This is a genomic window from Pseudomonas sp. FBCC-B1565, from assembly GCF_059133265.1.
Window position 1 is genome coordinate 2,365,526 of sequence record NZ_CP101438.1, and the last position, 19,523, is coordinate 2,385,048.

Below are 19,523 nucleotides of genomic sequence, written 5' to 3' on the forward strand. Positions count from 1 at the left end.
CCGCGGTCGCAGTCACTGGGTCGCAACGGCAGGGCGTTTCGTCGTATTTATGTATCTCGATGATGCTGCGCTGCCTGCCAGTCCCGTTTGAAGGGTTGGCCGTCAGGGAGATGGATGACGACTTCTTCTATATATAGAAGGGGCGGCGCAGAGCCCTGGCGTGATGGGCTGTATTTGTCACCGGGGCGGGGTGCATCAGTGCCTTCGTACCGATAAATTGCTGGCTGTTTTCGGGTGTATTTGCAGTAGGGTGACTTCTTGAGTTTGACCCACTAGAATGCATGCCCTTGATTGGGGTCGGAAATGGCCGGCTAACGTCTGTGCAACGAGGAATATCCATGCAAGTTTCTGTTGAAAATACTACTGCTATCGAGCGTCGCCTGAGCATCACCGTGCCGGCTGAGCGTATCGAGACTGCGGTCAACAAGCGTCTGCAGCAGACTGCCCAGAAGGCCAAGATCGCTGGTTTCCGTCCAGGCAAAGTGCCAATGAGCGAAATCAAGCGCCGCTTTGGTGCCGATGCGCGCCAGGAAGCTGTGGGTGACGTGATCCAGGCTTCTTTCTACGAAGCGGTCACTGAGCAAAAGCTGAACCCGGCGGGTTCGCCGTCGATCGAGCCTAAGTCCCTGGAAGCAGGCAAAGACCTGGAATACGTTGCCGTATTCGAAGTGTTCCCTGAGTTTGAAGTGGCCGGTTTCGACGGTATCGCCATCGAGCGCCTGAGCGCCGAAGTGGCTGACTCGGACCTGGACAACATGCTGGAAATCCTGCGCAAGCAGAACACCCGTTTCGAAGTGGCCGACCGTGCTGCCCAGAACGAAGACCAGCTGAACATCGATTTCGTTGGCAAGGTTGACGGCGAAGTCTTCGCTGGCGGCTCCGCCAAGGGTACTCAGCTGGTGCTGGGTTCCAACCGCATGATCCCGGGTTTCGAAGACGGCCTGGTTGGCGCCAAAGCCGGCGAAGAGCGCGTTCTGAACCTGACTTTCCCTGCTGACTACCAGAACCTGGACCTGGCTGGCAAAGCCGCCGAGTTCACCGTGACCGTCAACACCGTTTCCGAGCCTAAGCTGCCAGAGCTGAACGAAGAATTCTTCGCGCAATTCGGTATCAAGGAAACCGGTATCGAAGGTTTCCGCACCGAAGTTCGCAAGAACATGGAGCGTGAGCTGCGCCAGGCCATCAAATCCAAGGTCAAGAACCAGGTCATGGACGGTCTGCTGGCCGCCAACCCGATCGAAGTGCCTAAGGCCCTGCTGTCCAACGAAGTGGATCGCCTGCGCGTTCAAGCTGTTCAGCAGTTTGGTGGCAACATCAAGCCTGACCAACTGCCGGCCGAGCTGTTCGAAGAGCAAGCCAAGCGCCGCGTCGTGCTGGGCCTGATCGTGGCTGAAGTGGTCAAGCAGTTCGACCTCAAGCCAGACGAAGATCGCGTTCGCGAAATGATCCAGGAAATGGCTTCGGCCTACCAGGAGCCTGAGCAGGTCGTGGCTTGGTACTACAAGAACGATCAGCAACTGAACGAAGTGCGTTCGGTTGTGCTGGAAGAACAAGTTGTGGATACTGTTCTGCAGAAGGCTAAGGTGACCGATAAAGCGGTCTCTTACGAAGAAGCAGTCAAACCGGCGGAAGCAGCACAAGCCGACTGATTGTCCAACTCGTTGGAAATTCAACCATAAGCCAGCCTCGCGCTGGCTTATGCGTTTTCAAGACATGACTATTTGGGAGTAACTGCAGAGCATGTTCCGTAATTCCTATATTCAGCAGAACTCTGATATCCAGGCCGCTGGCGGCCTGGTCCCGATGGTTGTCGAGCAGTCCGCTCGTGGCGAACGCGCCTACGACATCTACTCGCGCCTGCTCAAGGAGCGAGTGATCTTTCTGGTGGGCCCCGTAGAGGACTACATGGCCAACCTGATCTGTGCGCAGCTGCTGTTCCTTGAAGCGGAAAACCCGGACAAGGACATCCATCTCTACATCAACTCCCCTGGCGGTTCGGTAACAGCGGGCATGTCGATCTACGACACCATGCAGTTCATCAAGCCGAATGTGTCGACCACCTGCATCGGCCAGGCCTGCAGCATGGGTGCGTTCCTGCTGACTGCCGGTGCCGAGGGCAAGCGTTTCTGCCTGCCTAACTCGCGCGTGATGATTCACCAGCCACTGGGCGGTTTCCAGGGCCAGGCGTCGGATATCGAGATTCACGCCAAGGAGATCCTGTTTATCCGCGAGCGTCTCAACACGTTGATGGCCAAGCACAGCGGGCGCACCCTGGAAGAAATCGAGCGCGATACCAACCGCGACAACTTCATGAGTGCCGATGCGGCGAAGGCATACGGCCTGATCGACGAAGTGATCACCCAGCGTCCCGCTTAATATAAGCCGCTCAAAATAGGGCTGGTCGGCATGTCCGACCACTGGCGGGCTTGAAAAAGCCCGCATAAGCCTTCATCTTGTGTTGCAAGCCTATCGGATTTGGATCGAACGAATGACTGACACCCGCAACGGCGAGGACAACGGCAAGCTGCTCTATTGCTCCTTCTGCGGCAAAAGCCAGCATGAAGTACGCAAATTGATTGCCGGCCCCTCGGTGTTTATCTGCGACGAATGCGTCGACCTGTGCAATGACATCATCCGTGAGGAGGTGCAGGAAGCCCAGGCCGAGAGCAGCGCGCATAAATTGCCTTCGCCTAAAGAAATCAGCGGCATCCTTGACCAGTATGTAATTGGTCAAGAGCGTGCAAAGAAGGTTCTGGCCGTAGCGGTATACAACCACTACAAGCGCTTGAACCAGCGTGACAAGAAAGGCGACGAAGTTGAACTCGGCAAGAGCAACATCTTGCTGATCGGTCCTACAGGCTCGGGTAAAACCCTGCTTGCAGAAACCCTCGCTCGCCTGCTGAACGTTCCGTTCACCATCGCCGACGCCACCACCCTCACCGAGGCTGGCTACGTGGGTGAAGATGTCGAGAACATCATTCAGAAACTGCTGCAGAAGTGCGACTACGATGTAGAGAAGGCCCAGATGGGTATCGTCTATATCGACGAAATCGACAAGATCTCGCGCAAGTCGGACAACCCGTCGATCACCCGTGACGTTTCCGGTGAAGGCGTGCAGCAGGCACTGTTGAAACTGATTGAAGGCACGGTCGCTTCCGTACCGCCACAAGGCGGCCGCAAGCACCCGCAGCAGGAATTCCTTCAGGTTGATACACGCAACATCCTGTTCATCTGTGGCGGTGCGTTCTCCGGCCTGGAAAAAGTGATCCAGCAGCGTTCCACCCGTGGTGGCATTGGTTTCAGTGCAGAAGTGCGCAGCAAGGAAGAAGGCAAGAAGGTGGGCGAGTCCCTGCGTGAAGTCGAGCCTGACGATCTGGTCAAGTTCGGTCTGATCCCGGAATTCGTTGGCCGTCTGCCGGTCCTGGCCACGTTGGACGAGCTGGATGAGGCGGCTTTGATTCAGATCCTCACCGAGCCGAAGAACGCCCTGACCAAGCAATACGCCAAGTTGTTCGAGATGGAAGGTGTAGACCTCGAGTTCCGTACCGATGCACTCAAGTCAGTGGCCAAGCGGGCACTGGAGCGCAAGACCGGTGCACGTGGCCTGCGCTCGATTCTTGAAGGGGTGCTGCTCGACACCATGTACGAAATCCCCTCGCAGTCCGAGGTGAGTAAAGTGGTGATCGACGAAAGCGTGATCGAAGGCAAGTCCAAGCCACTGTACATCTACGAAAACAGTGAGCCGGCTGCCAAGGCTGCCAAAGCTGCGCCTGACGCGTAAGCGTTTCGCAGTGTCGGTATAAACAAGGGGCCTCCAGGGGCCCCTTTGTTTTTACGGCGTTTTTTACGCCGGAGCGTTTACTGCGTTTAACTGCTGGCAATAAGCTTGTTTTTTTTGCATGCAGCCCCCATCTTGGTTTCAAGCTAATTTTTGAACTGTCATAGAGGCGAAATCATGAAGACAACCATCGAATTGCCTCTCCTGCCGTTGCGTGATGTCGTCGTCTATCCGCACATGGTTATCCCGCTGTTCGTGGGGCGCGAGAAGTCTATCGAAGCCCTCGAGGCCGCGATGACGGGCGACAAGCAGATCCTGCTGTTGGCCCAGAGAAATCCTGCCGATGATGATCCAGGCGAAGATGCCCTGTATCGCGTCGGTACCATTGCGACCGTGCTGCAACTGCTCAAACTGCCTGATGGCACCGTCAAGGTGCTGGTGGAAGGTGAGCAGCGCGGCGCGGTCGAGCGCTTCATGGAGGTGGACGGCCACCTGCGTGCCGAAGTGGCGCTGATCGACGAAGTCGAGGCCCCTGAGCGCGAGTCCGAAGTCTTTGTACGCAGCCTGCTCTCGCAGTTCGAGCAGTACGTGCAGTTGGGCAAGAAAGTCCCGGCTGAAGTCCTGTCCTCCCTCAACAGCATCGATGAGCCAAGCCGCCTGGTGGACACCATGGCCGCGCACATGGCGCTGAAGATCGAGCAGAAGCAGGACATTCTCGAAATCATCGACCTGCCGGCCCGTGTCGAGCATGTATTGGCACTGCTGGATGCCGAGATCGACCTGTTGCAGGTCGAGAAGCGCATTCGTGGTCGCGTGAAGAAACAAATGGAGCGCAGTCAGCGCGAGTACTACTTGAATGAGCAGATGAAGGCCATTCAGAAGGAGCTCGGCGACAGCGAGGAAGGCCACAACGAAATCGAAGAGCTGAAAAAGCGCATCGATGCCGCCGGCCTGCCGAAAGATGCTCTGACCAAGGCCACTGCGGAGTTGAACAAGCTCAAGCAGATGTCGCCGATGTCGGCCGAAGCCACCGTGGTGCGCTCCTACATCGACTGGCTGGTGCAGGTGCCGTGGAAGGCGCAGACCAAGGTCCGCCTGGACCTGGCGCGTGCCGAAGACATTCTCGATGCCGACCACTATGGCCTGGAAGAAGTCAAGGAACGCATCCTCGAATACCTCGCTGTGCAAAAACGCGTGAAAAAGATTCGCGGGCCGGTGTTGTGCCTGGTCGGTCCACCGGGTGTGGGTAAAACCTCCCTCGCCGAGTCGATTGCCAACGCCACCAACCGTAAATTCGTGCGCATGGCCCTCGGCGGTGTGCGTGATGAAGCGGAAATCCGTGGTCATCGCCGCACTTACATCGGTTCGATGCCAGGAAGATTGATTCAAAAGATGACAAAGGTGGGTGTGCGCAACCCGCTGTTCCTGCTCGATGAAATCGACAAAATGGGCAGCGACATGCGTGGCGATCCGGCGTCTGCCTTGCTCGAAGTGCTCGACCCCGAGCAGAACCACAATTTCAACGACCATTACCTGGAAGTCGACTACGACCTCTCCGATGTGATGTTCCTGTGCACCTCCAACTCCATGAACATCCCGCCCGCGTTGCTGGACCGAATGGAGGTGATTCGTCTGCCGGGTTACACCGAAGACGAGAAGATCAACATTGCCGTCAAGTACCTCGCGCCCAAGCAGACGTCGGCCAATGGCCTGAAGAAAGGCGAGATCGAGTTCGAGGTCGAGGCGATCCGTGACATCGTGCGCTACTACACCCGCGAGGCCGGTGTACGGGGCCTGGAGCGCCAGATTGCGAAGATCTGCCGCAAGGCGGTGAAGGAACATGCACTGGAAAAACGCTTCTCGGTGAAGGTCACGGCCGATTCGCTGGAACACTTCCTGGGCGTGCGCAAATTCCGCTACGGCCTGGCCGAGCAGCAGGATCAGGTCGGCCAGGTGACTGGCCTGGCGTGGACCCAGGTGGGCGGCGAGTTGCTGACCATCGAAGCCGCCGTGATCCCGGGCAAAGGCCAATTGATCAAGACCGGTTCCCTCGGTGACGTGATGGTCGAGTCGATCACTGCCGCGCAGACCGTGGTGCGCAGCCGCGCCAGAAGCCTGGGGATCCCCCTGGACTTCCACGAGAAGCACGACACGCACATCCATATGCCGGAAGGGGCGACCCCCAAAGACGGCCCTAGCGCCGGCGTAGGCATGTGCACGGCCCTGGTCTCGGCATTGACCGGCATTCCGGTACGCGCCGATGTCGCCATGACCGGCGAAATCACACTGCGTGGTCAGGTGTTGGCTATCGGTGGTCTGAAAGAGAAATTGCTTGCTGCACACCGGGGTGGTATCAAGACCGTGATCATTCCTGAAGAGAATGTTCGCGACTTGAAGGAAATTCCGGACAATATCAAGCAGGATCTTCAGATTAAACCGGTTAAATGGATTGACGAGGTCCTGCAAATTGCGCTGCAATACGCGCCGGAGCCCTTGCCGGATGTGGCTCCGGAGATAGTTGCTAAGGACGAAAAACGTGAGTCTGATTCCAAGGAAAGAATTAGCACGCATTAATGTGTTAAAGCCTGGGGGCTTCCTTGACAGCTTTTTAGAGCCCTTGTTATAAAGCGGCTCTTAAGTGTCTGTAGGCCATTCAGCACTGGTTTTTGCTTTCACCAAAAAACTTAGAATCATACTCAATAGATATATAAGGGGACTTAGAGTGAACAAGTCGGAACTGATTGATGCTATCGCTGCATCCGCTGATATCCCGAAAGCTGCTGCTGGCCGTGCGCTGGATGCAGTAATCGAATCCGTCACTGGCGCTCTGAAGGCCGGCGACTCCGTAGTACTGGTAGGCTTCGGTACTTTCTCTGTGACTGACCGCCCAGCTCGCACTGGCCGTAACCCACAGACTGGCAAAGCACTGCAAATCGCTGCTGCCAAGAAACCAGGTTTCAAAGCCGGTAAAGCCCTGAAAGAAGCCGTTAACTAAGCTTCGATCAAGCCTTTACCTACCCGGGTCGAACGCAGGTTCGACCTGGCAGCGGAGCGGCCAGCAGACCCAGGTATGCATCGGGTCGCCAAGCCGGGGGGAGAACGAAAACCCCCGTCCGCTCCGCCAGTTGCGAGAAGGCGCATCCTTGGATGCGCCTTTCTTATATCCGTACTCTACCCACGCTCCACGGTTGCCTATTCTTGAAGTTCAACCGTTTCTGGGGGACGCATGCTGCAAAATATCAGGGACAATTCACAAGGCTGGATTGCCAAGACCATTATCGGGATCATCGTCGCGTTGATGGCGTTCACCGGTATCGAGGCCATTTTCCAGGCTTCGGGTAACAACAAGCAGGACGTGGCCAAGGTCAACGGTGAAGAAATCACCCAGACCGAACTGAGCCAGGCCGTCGACATGCAACGCCGCCAGCTGATGCAACAGCTGGGCAAGGATTTCGATGCTTCGCTGCTGGACGAAAAACTGCTGCGCGACGCGGCCCTCAAGGGTCTGATCGATCGCAAGCTGCTGCTGCAAGGCGCTGCCGACGCCAAGTTTGGCTTCTCTGAAGCTGCGCTGGACCAGGTGATCCTGCAGACGCCGGAATTCCAGGTCGATGGCAAGTTCAGCCCTGAACGCTTTGACCAAGTGATCCGTCAGCTGGGCTACACCCGTATGCAGTTCCGTCAGATGCTGACCCAGGAAATGCTGATCGGCCAGGTTCGCGCAGGCATCGCTGGCAGCGGCTTCGTGACCGACGCCGAAGTCCTGGCATTCGCCCGCCTGGAAAAGCAGACCCGCGATTTCGCCACCGTCAACATCAAGGCCAACCCTGCGGCGGTGAAGCTCACCGACGATGAGGTCAAGGCTTACTACGACCAGCACGCCAAAGAGTTCATGACCCCTGATCAAGTGGTCATCGACTATCTGGAGCTGAAGAAGTCTTCCTTCTTCGACCAGGTTACGGTGAAGGATGATGAGCTGCAGGCCGCCTATCAGAAAGAAATCGCCAACCTCGCTGAACAGCGTCGTGCCGCGCACATTCTGATTGAAGTCAACGACAAGACGACCGATGCGCAAGCCAAGGCCAAGATCGAAGAAATCCAGGCACGCCTGGCCAAGGGTGAGAAGTTCGAAGCCCTGGCCAAGGAGTTCTCCCAGGATCCAGGTTCGGCCAGCAATGGCGGTGACCTGGGCTTTGCCGGCCCTGGCGTCTACGATCCGGACTTCGAAACCGCCTTGTACGCGTTGAACAAGGACCAGGTATCGGCGCCGGTGCGTAGCAGCTTCGGTTGGCACCTGATCAAACTGTTGGGCGTTGAGGCACCGCAAGTGCCGACGTTTGCCAGCCTGAAAGACAAGCTGACCAAAGAGCTCAAGACCCAGCAGGTCGAGCAGCGTTATGTCGAAGCGACCAAGCAATTGGAAGATGCGGCATTTGAAGCCTCCGACCTGGCCCAGCCGGCGTCCGACCTGAAACTGACCGTACACACCTCCGCGCCGTTTGGCCGTGAAGGTGGCGAAGGTGTTGCGGCCAACCGCGCCGTGGTCACCGCTGCGTTCAGCCCGGAAGTGCTGGATGAGGGTGCCAACAGCAGCGCCATCGAGCTGGACCCGGAAACCATCATCGTGCTGCGTGCCAAAGAGCACCTGAAGCCTTCGCAACTGCCGCTGGAAAGCGTCGCAGCGGCGATTCGCACGCAGATGGCCAAGGAGCGCGCCAGCGCGGCTGCCAAGACTCACGCTGACGAGCTGATCGCCAGCTTGCGTGATGGCAAGACCCCGCTGAACCAGCCGGTCGACGGCCAGGCCTGGAAGGTCACTGAAGCGGCTACCCGTAGCCAGGAAGCGATCGACCCCGCCGTGCTGCAAACCGTGTTCCGCATGCCCAAGCCTGCGGCCAAGGACAAGCCGACCTTTACCACTGTAACCCTGGCGGATGGTAGCCTGGTCATCGTGCGCCTGAACGGCGTCAACGAGGCCGCTGCGCCAACGGACGAAGAAAAGGCGCAATACCGCCGCTTCCTCGCCTCCCGTGTCGGCCAGCAGGACTTCGCGGCCTACCGCAAGCAGTTGGAAACCAAGGCTGACATCAAGAAGTTCTGATGTCGGTTTGAATAAAAAGCCCCCGGCCTGAAAAGACCGGGGGCTTTTTTATGTGCGCTAGACTGGTCATTCGTTATCGCCGACCAAGGAGTTTCGCGCGTGTCTATTCAAGGAAAAGAAGGCTGGGTGATCCGTCATGCCAGCGCAGCGGATGCCCCGGCCGTGCTGCAGGTGTTTGACGAGGTGATTGCCTGGTTTGTCGGGATGGGTAATAACGCCCAATGGGGCACCACGCCCTGGTCCGCATTGCCCCGGCGGGTAGCGCAAGTCACAGACGCGTGTGCCATGCCCGGTGCCTGGGTGGTTGAAACGCCTGAGGGGCGGTTGCTGGCGGCACTTGTGCTGGGCGAGCCCATGCCTTACGTACCGCCAGCGTCTGAGCCGGAAGTCTATGTGCGTTTGCTGATCGCCGCACGTGATGCACGTGCGCGTGGGTTGGGTCGGCAGCTGTTGGCTTTCGCCGATGAGCGTGCCCGCGCTGCCGGGGTCAAGCGCCTGCGCGTGGACTGTTACGCCGGCGGCACGGGCGACCTGGTGCGTTTTTACGAGGCGTGCGGGTATCAGCGTATTTCAACGTTCGACCTTGAAGGGTGGCCGGGCCAGTTGTTGGGGCGCCGCCTGTAACGCGCCGGCCAGGGCCAGTAGCATCAGCAGCACAACCGCCCAGGTGAATGCGCCGACGCCCCAGCCTTGGAGCAACACACCGCCCACCAGTCCGCCGCCTGCGATGCCCAGGTTCCACACGGTCACCAGCATCGATTGTGCGGCGTCCGCCGATTCGCCTGCCGATTTGGCCAGTGCGGTTTGCAGCAACGCAGGCAGGCCGCCGAACGCCAGGCCCCACAGCGCGACCGCGAGGTAGATAGCCGCCGGCAGGTTCATCCAGAACGCCAGCGCCAAGGCGACCAGACCGAACAGCGCACAACTGATCAGCAGCAACGGGCGTAACCACCGATCAATCAATACACCCGCCAGCCAGATGCTCAGCAACGCGGCAAGGCCGAACACCAGCAGGACCTGGTCAATATCGGCGGCAATCCGCGCCGGCACCAGCAGCGGCGCGATGTAGGTGTAGAGAATGTTGTGGGCGAGCACGTAGGTAAAAGTCACCCACAGCACCGGACGAATACCCGGCAAGCTGAACACTTGAAGCAGCCCCAAGCGTTTCCCCGCCGGTTCACCGGCGAAATCCGGCAGTTGCAGGCGTGCCCAGATCAGTAGCACCAGCGTCAGGCCGGTCATGATTGCAAAACTCAGGCGCCAGCCAACCGCAGCCCCCAGAAAGGTGCCGGCTGGAACACCCAGCGACAGGGCCAGCGGTGCGCCCAGCATCGCGACTGCGATGGCCCGGCCTTGCAGGTGGGGCGCGACCATTCGGCTGGCATAGCCTGCCAACAGCGCCCACAGCAGTCCGGCGAATACACCGGCCAGGAAGCGCGCCACCAGGGTCAGCCCATAGTGGCTGGAGAGCGCGGTCACGCTGTTGACCAGGGCAAAGCCGCCGATTGCGACCAGCAGCAAGGGGCGGCGTCGCCAGCCTCGGGTCAACAGCGTCAGCGGAATGGCCGCCAGCAGCGAACCCAGGGCGTACAGCGTAACCAATTGGCCGACCAGCGCGGGCGATACGCCGAGGCCGTCGCCCATCTGCGGCAGGAGCCCGGCGGGCATGGCTTCGGTGAGGATAGTGATAAAGCCGGCGCTGGCCAGGGCCAGTAATCCTCCCAGCGGCAGTGTTTCTTTTCGGGCAGTCACGGCGGAATCGGTGAGGGAGGTCATCGCGCTCTATCCATGCAAATGGGCAAGTCGACAGAGTAGGGGGCTGTGGTCTACGGAAAAACAGGCTAAGGTTCCGAACTTATCGGACGTTGGAGTCCGCAATTTCCAGGGACTCGCTCATGGACAGTCTGGGTAGCCTCTCTGTATTCGTTCAGGTGGCAGAAACGCGTAGCTTCACCGTCGCCGGGCGTGTGCTGGGCGTGTCGTCGTCGGCCGTCGGCAAAAGCATTGCGCGGATGGAAGAGCGCCTCGGCGTGCGGCTGTTTCACCGCAGCACTCGCAGCATCACCTTGACCAGTGAAGGTGCGCTGTTCCTGGAGCGTTCGCGGCGGATCCTGGCCGAGGTCGAGGCGGCCGAGCGGGAACTGACGGACGCCAGCGCTACGCCCCGTGGCACGTTGCGCATCAGCGTGCCGCAGGTGCGCGGCTTGCTAATGCCGGTGCTCAGCGACTTCATGCGCGCCTACCCGGAGATCGAGCTGGATGTGGATTTTTCCGACCGCATGGTGGACGTGATCGAAGAAGGGTTCGATGCGGTGATTCGTACCGGTAAGCCAGAAGATTCGCGCTTGATGGCGCGCCATCTGGGACACTACCAGTTGGTGCTGGTGGGCACGCCGGCCTATTTCCGCCAGCACGGTACGCCACAGCAGCCGCAGGACTTGAACGGGCATGCCTGCCTGCGCCACAAGTTCTGCGCCACCGGCAAGCTGGAGCCCTGGCCGTTACGCCTGGCGCCCGGCGCCTCGGAGCCAGTCCTGCGCACCCCGTTGGTCAGCACCACGATCGAGTCGCTCAAGCATGTGGTACTCGAAGGGTTGGGGATCGCTTGCCTGCCAGACTACATGGTCAATCAGGCCGTCCAGGAGGGGCGGCTGCAAAGGGTGCTGGATGACTGCCTGGAACACCGGGGCAGTTTCTGGATGTTATGGCCATCAAGTCGCCATGCTTCGGTCAAATTGCGCGTGTTTATTGATCATATGTGTGCAGGGCTTTTTCCTACGGCCGGTACGAGGTAGGGCTGTGACGTTTTACCGACAGGAATGCGCGCGCCAAGGCCTCGTTCTGTTGCACAATACCGCCCGGACCGTTTTCCTCAGGATTTTCAATGTCGACATCATTTCACTTGCGTAGCCTCGGGCTGGCGCTGGTGCTGGCGGGCGCCGCGGGCTGCTCGTCACCCAAGACCGCCATTTATGAACATGAGAATTTCGACGACTCCGGTACGTTTTCCCGCGATTACCCGGTCACCGATGTGGCGGCGTGCGAAGCGGCGCGACGTGCCTTGCTGAGCCAGGGCTACATCATCACCAGCAGCGATCCGAAACTGGTGGTGGGCAACAAGAGCTTCCAGCAGACCGGCGAGACCCACCTGCAGATCAGCTTCAACGTGGTGTGTGCCGACGATGGCAAAGGCACCAATCACTCGACCATGTTCGCCAACGCCTTGCAGGACCGTTACGCGCTGAAGAAGGTCAACAACTCCGCGAGCCTGGGTGTGGGCGTGCTGGGGTCGGTATCGATGCCGATCGGTTCCACCGATGATTCCATGGTGAAGGTGGCGAGCGAGACCGTTTCGGCGCCGAAATTCTACGAGCGCTACTTTGCGCTGGTGGACGTGTTCCTGCCTCAGGAAGTGAAGAAGGCCGCGCATATCCCCGAGCAGCCGAAAGCCGAGCTGGGTGTGCCGGAACCTAAAACCGCACCGGCGGCAGAGAAAACCGAGCCGCCGAAGGAAGAGCCTGCCGTGTCCCAGCCCGTCACACCGCCTGCCGAGGCCGCACCGCTCGCGCCACAGCCTGAGCCTGCACCCGCTACCAGTAACCCGGACCTGCCGGCACCGACAGAAGCGATTCCGCCCCTGCCGACGCCTGCGCAGTAACTCAGACCGCCACGGGGTTGACCTTGTCGACGTCGATCCCGTAGCGGCTGATGGCTTCACTGACTTTTTCACGACCTATCACGCCGTCATCCGCCAACGCCTTCAGGGCTGCCAGCACGATGAAATGCCGGTCCACTTCGAAGAACGCGCGCAGGGTTTCACGGGTATCCGATTGTCCGAAGCCGTCGGTGCCCAGGGCCACAAAGCGTCGGCCATGGACAAAGGGGCGGATCTGATCGGCGAATAGCTTCATGTAGTCCGTCGTCACCACCACCGGCCCCGCCTGCCCGGCCAGGCAGTGCTCCACATAACTCACCCGTGGCTCGCTCTGCGGGTGCAGCAGGTTCCAGCGTTCGGCTGCATGCCCGTCGCGGCGCAATTCGGTGAGGCTGGTGGCGCTCCACACGGTGCTGTGCACGCCGAAGTCCTGCTCAAGCAGCTCGCCCGCGGCGATCACCTCACGCAGGATTGAGCCACTGCCCATCAGTTGCACCTGGGCCTGCTTGCTGGCCTTGAGCGGGTACATGCCCTTGAGAATCCCGTCTTCCACCCCTTCGGGCATCGCCGGGTGCGGGTAATTTTCGTTGAGCAGGGTGATGTAGTAGTAGATGTCTTCCTGTTCCACGTACATCCGCCGCATGCCTTCGCGAATGATCACCGCCAGCTCGTAGGCAAAGGTCGGGTCGTAGGAAACGCAGCACGGAATCACCGACGACAGGATATGGCTGTGCCCATCGTCATGTTGCAAACCTTCGCCCATCAGCGTGGTGCGGCCGGCGGTGGCCCCCAGCAGGAAGCCGCGTGCCCGTGCATCGCCGGCAGCCCAGGCCAGATCACCCACCCGCTGGAAACCGAACATCGAATAGAAGATATAGAACGGCACCGTCATCAAGCCGTGGTTGCTATAGGACGTACTGGCCGCAATCCACGAGGAAATGGCGCCGGATTCATTCAGGCCTTCCTGCAGGATCTGTCCGTCCTTGCTCTCTTTGTAGTAGCTCAGTTGCCCTGCGTCCTGCGGGGTGTAGAGTTGGCCTACGGCAGAGTGGATGCCAATCTGACGGAACAGGCTTTCCATGCCGAAGGTGCGCGACTCATCCGGCACAATGGGCACGATCAGTTTGCCCAGGTGCGGGTCCTTGAGCAGGGTGCCGAGGATGCGCACAAAGGCCATGGTGGTGGAGATCGCCCGTTCGCCGGTGTCCTTGAGCTGGGTAGCAAAGGCGGCAAGTTCGGGAATCTGCAAGGGTTCGACCGCACTGTGGCGTGCCGGCACATAGCCGCCCAGCGCCTGGCGGCGCGCCGCGAAGTAAAGCGCTTCTTCGCTGTCGGCGGCGGGCTTGAGGTAGGGAATGTCGGCGAGTTGCTCGTCCGCGACGTCCAGGCCAAAACGATCGCGGAAGGCTCTCACCGCATCTGCGCCCATCTTCTTCAATTGATGGTTGATGTTCTGCCCTTCGCCGGCTTCACCCATGCCGAAGCCCTTGACGGTCTTCGCCAGGATCACCGTAGGCTGGCCGCTATGGCGCACAGCGGCGGCATAGGCGTTGTAGACCTTGTCCGGGTCATGCCCGCCCCGTGAGAGTTTCCAGATTTCGTCGTCGGACATATCCGCAACCAATGCCAGCAACTCCGGGTATTTGCCGAAGAAATGTTCTCGCACATAAGCGCCGTTCTGCGACTTGTAGTTCTGATAGTCGCCGTCCACGCATTCCATCATGCGTTGGCGCAGCAGGCCGCTGTGGTCTTTGTCCAGCAGGGCATCCCAACCGCCGCCCCAGATCACTTTGATCACGTTCCAGCCGGCGGCGCGGTACAGGCTTTCGAACTCCTGGATCACCTTGGCATTGCCGCGCACCGGGCCGTCCAGGCGTTGCAGGTTGCAGTTGACCACGAAGATCAGGTTGTCGAGCTTCTCGCGCCCAGCCAGGGAGATGGCGGCCAGGGATTCCGGCTGGTCCATTTCGCCATCACCGAGGAAGGCCCAGACCTTGCGCCCCTGGTGTTGCTTGAGGCCACGCAATTCCAGGTAGCGCATGAAGCGCGCCTGGTAAGCGGCCGTGATCGGGCCGAGGCCCATGGACACGGTGGGGAATTGCCAGAAGTCCGGCATCAGCCGTGGGTGCGGGTAGGACGAAATACCCTCGCCACCGGCCTCACGGCGGAAGTTGTCGAGTTGCGCTTCGCTGATGCGGCCTTCCAGGTAGGCGCGCCCATAAATGCCCGGGGAGGAATGGCCCTGGATGTACACCAGGTCGCCGTCAAAGCGCTCGGTACGGCCATGGAAGAAGTGGTCGAAACCGACGTCGTACAGCACGGCGGCTGACGCATAGGTTGCGATATGCCCACCGACCCCTGAGTGCTTGCCTGCACGCAACACCATTGCCATGGCATTCCAGCGGATAAACGCATTGGTACGGCGTTCGATGGCCAGGTTGCCGGGGTAGGGCAACTGGCGGTCCACCGGGATGGTATTGACGTACGGCGTGGTCACCCGCCCGTAGAAGTCGCCATGCCGCGCCACGTCGAAATCCAGCAACTGATCGATCAGGTAGTGCGCGCGCGGGCGGCCTTCGGTGGACAACACCGACTCGATGGACTCCAGCCACTCGCGGGTTTCCTGTGGGTCGTCGTCGCGTCTGACTGCGTTGTTCGGGGTCATGTGAGGCTCCAGGGTAGGCAGGTTTGAAGTGGCGGGCTCTTTGTGGGAGTGCCGGCAAATGTAATTGCAATTGCAACTACATGGCCGAATCTAGCGCGGGATGAGCTACTATTGCAACCTTCTTGAAATTCCCCGGATGGTGTTGCATGTCGTCGAAAGAGCCAGATGTATGGTTCCGTTTTGTCAGGGCCCACAGGACCGTCATCCGTGAAATCGAGCGTCGCCTGGCTGAGGCGGACCTGCCGCCGTACGCCTGGTACGACGCGCTATGGGGCCTGGAAAGCGGCCCCGACGGCACCCGCCGCATGCACGAATTGGCCGATGTGCTCGCCATCGAACGCTACAACCTCACGCGACTGGTCGACCGTCTGGAAAAGGACGGTCTGGTGGTGCGTTCCCGCTCCGACGGCGATGGCCGCGCGGCGTTTGCCTCGATCACCGAGGCCGGTCGGGTGCTGCGTAAAAAGATGTGGAAGATCTACGAAAGCACGGTGGATGAGTTGTTTCTGTCGCAGATTGAGCCCGAGCAGCGCCAGGGCTTTGCCGACGCGTTGGAGCGCACCGCCGGGCTGGCGATGGACGCGGGCGTGCAGACCCGCAGTCGCCGCAAAATCTGAAACCCCACGGCGCTGCCTTGCCGTCACTCGCATTCCAGTGCATAGCGCTTCATCGCGTCCTGCACTTGCCGTGTGCCGATCCGCCCTTCATCCGCCAAGGCCCTGAGCGCCGATACCACGATCCAATATCGACTCGGTGCCGCCGCCTGTACCGACCCCGCGCCCAGTGCCACAAAGCGTGCATCCATGTACGCCCCTAACTGATCGACAATCGCCTGCGGATAGCCAGTTACCGCAATCACCGGCGCAGCACTCCCCGCCAGGCAATCACGCAAATGGCAACCGCGCTTGGGCAGCCTGGGGTGCAAGCGATTCCAGCGTTCAGCGCCGGCTGCCTCGCGGGCCAGTCGTGTGTAGCTGGGGCAGCTCCATAGCTGCGCGCTGATGTTCCAGTCCTGTTTGAGCAAGCGCCTGGCGTGTACCACCTCGTCAAGCGCGCGGCCTGCGCCGAGCAATCGCACGTCGAAGGGGCTGTTGCACTGGAGTGGGTACATGCCCTTGAGCGCGGCCTCTCGGTCCTGCTCGCTCAAGGGCGCTGCGCTGTCCTGATCATGCAACGCGAGGTAATAGAAACCGGGCTTGCCATCGACATACAGGCTTCGCAAGGCCGCCAGCACAATTGCGCGGGCTTCTTCCCCTGAGGCCGGGTCATACGGGGTACAGCGTGGATGAGTGGCCAGCCACAACGGCAAGGACGGCTGTGCACCTTTGGGCCAGCGCGAAGGCTGGTTTTCACTGTCGTTGCACAGGATGCCGCGCTGCCGGGTAACGTTCGACAGCGCGCTCAACTGTGCCGCGGAGTGCGCGCTGTGCAGGTACAGCAAGGGTTTTTCCACGGCGTTGCGGGCGAACCAGGCGGGCCAGTTACCCTCGCGTCGGGAGCGCGACTGGCCGTGGATCACCCAGGCCTGGCGGCTGGATTCGAGGGTGCTGGCCATGCTGATCACGGTGTGCAACGGTGACCGGCTGGCGGAGGTGGCAGTGCTCAAGGCGTCGATACAGAGCTGCGCGGCGTGTGCGGTAGCGGCGGTCATGGAGAGGGTCACTTGGCGACGAATGCCCATACCCTAATGTAAATCTGTATTTGATTGCAATTGCAATGATTGCAATAGTTCCTCGGTCGTCAGGTGCTAAATCCCTGCAACGCTGCTACGTTTAATCCTTGAGTGCAGGAACGTCATGACGTCGACATTTTTTCGTCATCACGGCACTTTAGGCTGGTGATGCAGGTCATTTATCTGCAACCCCTGTTAACGCAAGAAGGAGTCCGGCATGGACGATTACCAGGAAGAACTGCTCGAGTACCACGCGATTGAGTTGGACCCGCTGGAACCGGCAGACGATGCAACAGAGCTGTAAAAAAGACTTCAGGCGGAATGCCGCTGACTGCGGCGAAATTCCCCTGGGGTCTGGTTGTTCCACCGCCTGAACGCCCGTTGAAATGCCTGGGCCGAGGCAAAACCGAGCAAGTAGGCGATCTCGCCGAACGCCAGTTCCGTATCGCGAATGTAGGTCATGGCCAGGTCGCGGCGGGTATCGTTGAGAATCGCGCGAAACTGAGTGCCTTCATCGGCCAGTTTGCGGCGCAGCGTCCAGGTCGGCAGCTTCAAGCGTGCCGCCACTTCTTCGAGGTCGGGTTCCCGGCCGCCATTGAGCATCGGCCCGAGCAAACGGGTAATGCGCTCGCGCAGGCTGCGGGTGCGGGTCAGTTGCTCCAACTCTCGCTCACACAGCTGCAACAACAGGTTCCAGGTACTGGGGCAGTGCTGCGGGTTGCGCAGGGCCAGGGTGTGCTGGTCGAGGCGCAGTTGATTCGCGTCGGCGCCGAAGTGAACGTCTCCCAGCGCGTCGTAGCGTTCGCTGTACTCCGGCGCCTCGAACTCAATGTCGATGCGCTGCGCCTGCACCGGTTGCTGGGCCAGGCTCGACAACTGATGCAGCCAGCCGGCGATGATCGAGTCCACCACGAAGCGGTTGTAGGCGTTGTAGGGGCTGATGGAGTAGAAGCGCAACCAGGCGCCCTCGGCATCCTCGACGAAGCTCGACTGCCCGCGATAGTTGGAGCCATACAGCGCCTCGAAGCGGGTCAGCGCGCGCGCCGCCTCCCGCACAGTGGGCGCCTGGGCCGCGGTGACACCGGCCAGCCCCGCCTGGCTCAAGCGGCTGAGCTGGCCCATGCGCAGGCCCAGGCCTGGGTCGCCGGTGAGCTGGATGGCGGCGTGGCCCAGGCGCATGTAGCGCGGGATCGACAAGCGTGCACCGGCTTCGGCGAGGCGCGCCGGGTCGAGTCCGTATTGCAGCAGCAGCGGCTGCGGGTCCAGGCCGTGGCTGTGGATGGCATCGGCCAGGCTGTGCACGAAGCCCACCGACAGGTCCCCCAGCCGTACCGGTTTCACAACCAGATATTCAACAAGCGCGCGCCACGGGCCTCGCCATCGGCGCTGATTTGCCCGTTGCTGCTGAGAAAGCTGTGCCCGGCGGTGCCCAGGTCCCAGAACTGCCCGCGCAGGAACACGCTCATGCCGGCGCTGGCCTGGCTGATCGGCTGTTGGCTGATCAGCGTAAGACGGCGCCAGGCTTCGCCCTCACTGAGTTCTTCGGGCTTGAGGCTGATTTCGGTCGGGGTGGACACGCTTTTGAAGCCGCGCCAAGGGCGGTCCCAGGTGTCGCGCCCCAGCACAAAGGCTGGCACCGCGATCAATTGCGCGCCTTGTTCGTTGAGCTTGCGGTAGTTGTCCGGGTACCAGCTGTCGCTGCCGACCAGTACACCTAGGCGCCCGGCCGGGGTGTCGACCACGCTGACGACGTTTTCATCGCCGGGCTTGATGAAGCCGCGCTCATCGTAGATCGGGTAGAGCTGGCGCTGCGGGTCACCGATCGGTAGCCCGTCAGCGGCAAATACCACGCTGGCGTTATACAAGGCGCCATGGCCGACCTGCAGTTGCCCTTGGCTGACGCTGGGGTTGGGCAGGGTGATCGAGCCGGCCACCAGGGTGACCCCGAACTCCTTGGCCAGACCGCCGAACAACAGCTGGTAGTCCCGCGCCATGCCCGAGGCTTTCATGCGCAGGTAGGCGTCGTCGGTGCGGTTGTCGCCGGTGGCGCTGATCCAGGCGCGGGCGAACAGCAGCGGGTTGCTGACCGACAGCCAGTTCATCGCATCCTTCACATGGAGCGCCTGGTACACCTCGTTCTTTTCGCCGGTGAGCATCAGCCAGGTGCCGATATGTTCGGGCAGCACCACGATGGTCTTGTCGTTGATCAGCCCCTGGTCCCGGGCTTTTTGCAGGTAGGCCGCGAGCTTCAGGTGCAGGCGTTCCAGGCTCTGGTAGTCGGCGGGAAACAGCTCCGGCTGGATGCCCAGCAGGTTGCCGCGGTCAGCAGGCAGGCCTTCGTTGACGGCCAGGGTGATCCGAAGGTCCGACAGGTAATGCGCCACGGGGCGCTCCTGGGTCCAGACCAGATACGCGGCGATGGCGGCAACCAGCGCCAGGGAGACGGTAAAAGCAAGAAGTTTACGCATGGGGGAACAGACAACAGACCGTGTGCAGGGTTCGCCGACTAGGGTAGGGCCCATGGGCGGGCTTGCCAAGGGGCGCTGTGCATTTGGATCAATAACTTGTCAGTTTCAGTCATTGAGCCGTCATCCACCGCCTTTTAGTCTGTGGGACATAAACCGATGGCGGGCCGCACGAGCCCGTCACACC

At 60.4% G+C, this 19,523-nt stretch carries 15 protein-coding genes; 10 read left to right on the top strand and 5 right to left on the bottom strand.

Annotated features, from left to right (window positions below):
* The first annotated feature begins 338 nt into the window (after positions 1 to 338).
* The 7 genes from tig (at position 339) to NL123_RS11260 (ending at position 9,503) form a co-directional block, all read left to right on the top strand.
* Positions 339 to 1,649, top strand: coding sequence for a trigger factor (gene tig, locus NL123_RS11230; protein WP_494357781.1), 1,311 nt, complete (start codon positions 339 to 341; stop codon positions 1,647 to 1,649).
* 91 nt (positions 1,650 to 1,740) lie between these two features.
* Positions 1,741 to 2,376, top strand: a complete 636-nt coding sequence (gene clpP, locus NL123_RS11235; protein ID WP_248482484.1) for an ATP-dependent Clp endopeptidase proteolytic subunit ClpP — start codon at positions 1,741 to 1,743, stop codon at positions 2,374 to 2,376.
* A gap of 112 nt (positions 2,377 to 2,488) precedes the next feature.
* Positions 2,489 to 3,781 (top strand): ATP-dependent Clp protease ATP-binding subunit ClpX, encoded by a 1,293-nt coding sequence (gene clpX / locus NL123_RS11240; RefSeq protein ID WP_248482482.1) that lies wholly within the window; start codon positions 2,489 to 2,491, stop codon positions 3,779 to 3,781.
* Between the two features lie 174 nt (positions 3,782 to 3,955).
* Positions 3,956 to 6,352: an endopeptidase La gene (gene lon, locus NL123_RS11245; RefSeq protein WP_071492029.1), complete on the top strand. Its 2,397-nt coding sequence runs from the start codon at positions 3,956 to 3,958 to the stop codon at positions 6,350 to 6,352.
* Between the two features lie 133 nt (positions 6,353 to 6,485).
* Positions 6,486 to 6,773: an HU family DNA-binding protein gene (locus tag NL123_RS11250; RefSeq protein WP_221034285.1), complete on the top strand. Its 288-nt coding sequence runs from the start codon at positions 6,486 to 6,488 to the stop codon at positions 6,771 to 6,773.
* 231 nt (positions 6,774 to 7,004) lie between these two features.
* Entirely contained in the window at positions 7,005 to 8,879 is a 1,875-nt protein-coding gene (locus NL123_RS11255; RefSeq protein WP_248482480.1) for a SurA N-terminal domain-containing protein, read from the top strand.
* Positions 8,880 to 8,978: 99 nt separating this feature from the next.
* The gene (locus NL123_RS11260; RefSeq protein ID WP_248482478.1) at positions 8,979 to 9,503 is read left to right on the top strand and encodes a GNAT family N-acetyltransferase; all 525 of its coding nucleotides are present in this window, start codon (positions 8,979 to 8,981) and stop codon (positions 9,501 to 9,503) included.
* On the opposite strand, the gene NL123_RS11265 is transcribed toward NL123_RS11260, so the two are convergent.
* Positions 9,450 to 10,655 carry an MFS transporter gene (locus tag NL123_RS11265; protein WP_494357782.1) on the bottom strand — a complete coding sequence of 402 codons (1,206 nt, stop codon included), beginning with the start codon at positions 10,653 to 10,655 and terminating at the stop codon, positions 9,450 to 9,452. The genes NL123_RS11260 and NL123_RS11265 overlap by 54 nt on opposite strands.
* Positions 10,656 to 10,774: 119 nt before the next feature.
* On the opposite strand from NL123_RS11265, the gene NL123_RS11270 reads away from it, so the two are divergent.
* A complete protein-coding gene (locus NL123_RS11270; protein ID WP_494357783.1) occupies positions 10,775 to 11,674 on the top strand; it encodes a LysR family transcriptional regulator in 900 nt (299 codons plus the stop codon).
* An 89-nt stretch (positions 11,675 to 11,763) separates the two neighbouring features.
* Positions 11,764 to 12,537 carry a DUF2242 domain-containing protein gene (locus tag NL123_RS11275; protein WP_248482472.1) on the top strand — a complete coding sequence of 258 codons (774 nt, stop codon included), beginning with the start codon at positions 11,764 to 11,766 and terminating at the stop codon, positions 12,535 to 12,537.
* Between the two features lies 1 nt (position 12,538).
* On the opposite strand, the gene aceE is transcribed toward NL123_RS11275, so the two are convergent.
* On the bottom strand, positions 12,539 to 15,199 hold the full coding sequence (aceE, locus tag NL123_RS11280) for a pyruvate dehydrogenase (acetyl-transferring), homodimeric type (RefSeq protein ID WP_494357784.1): 2,661 nt from the start codon (positions 15,197 to 15,199) through the stop codon (positions 12,539 to 12,541).
* A 146-nt stretch (positions 15,200 to 15,345) separates the two neighbouring features.
* Here aceE and NL123_RS11285 point away from each other — a divergent pair, with 146 nt between their 5' ends.
* Positions 15,346 to 15,816 (top strand): MarR family winged helix-turn-helix transcriptional regulator, encoded by a 471-nt coding sequence (locus NL123_RS11285; RefSeq protein WP_248482468.1) that lies wholly within the window; start codon positions 15,346 to 15,348, stop codon positions 15,814 to 15,816.
* A 23-nt stretch (positions 15,817 to 15,839) separates the two neighbouring features.
* On the opposite strand, the gene NL123_RS11290 is transcribed toward NL123_RS11285, so the two are convergent.
* From NL123_RS11290 to NL123_RS11300, 3 genes are all read right to left on the bottom strand, one after another.
* Positions 15,840 to 16,850 carry a transketolase-like TK C-terminal-containing protein gene (locus tag NL123_RS11290; RefSeq protein ID WP_494357785.1) on the bottom strand — a complete coding sequence of 337 codons (1,011 nt, stop codon included), beginning with the start codon at positions 16,848 to 16,850 and terminating at the stop codon, positions 15,840 to 15,842.
* A gap of 333 nt (positions 16,851 to 17,183) precedes the next feature.
* Positions 17,184 to 18,212, bottom strand: a complete 1,029-nt coding sequence (locus NL123_RS11295) for an AraC family transcriptional regulator (protein WP_248482464.1) — start codon at positions 18,210 to 18,212, stop codon at positions 17,184 to 17,186.
* Positions 18,209 to 19,339 (bottom strand): carbon-nitrogen hydrolase family protein, encoded by a 1,131-nt coding sequence (locus NL123_RS11300; protein ID WP_248482462.1) that lies wholly within the window; start codon positions 19,337 to 19,339, stop codon positions 18,209 to 18,211. The genes NL123_RS11295 and NL123_RS11300 overlap by 4 nt, the downstream gene beginning before the upstream one ends.
* Positions 19,340 to 19,523 lie beyond the last annotated feature (184 nt).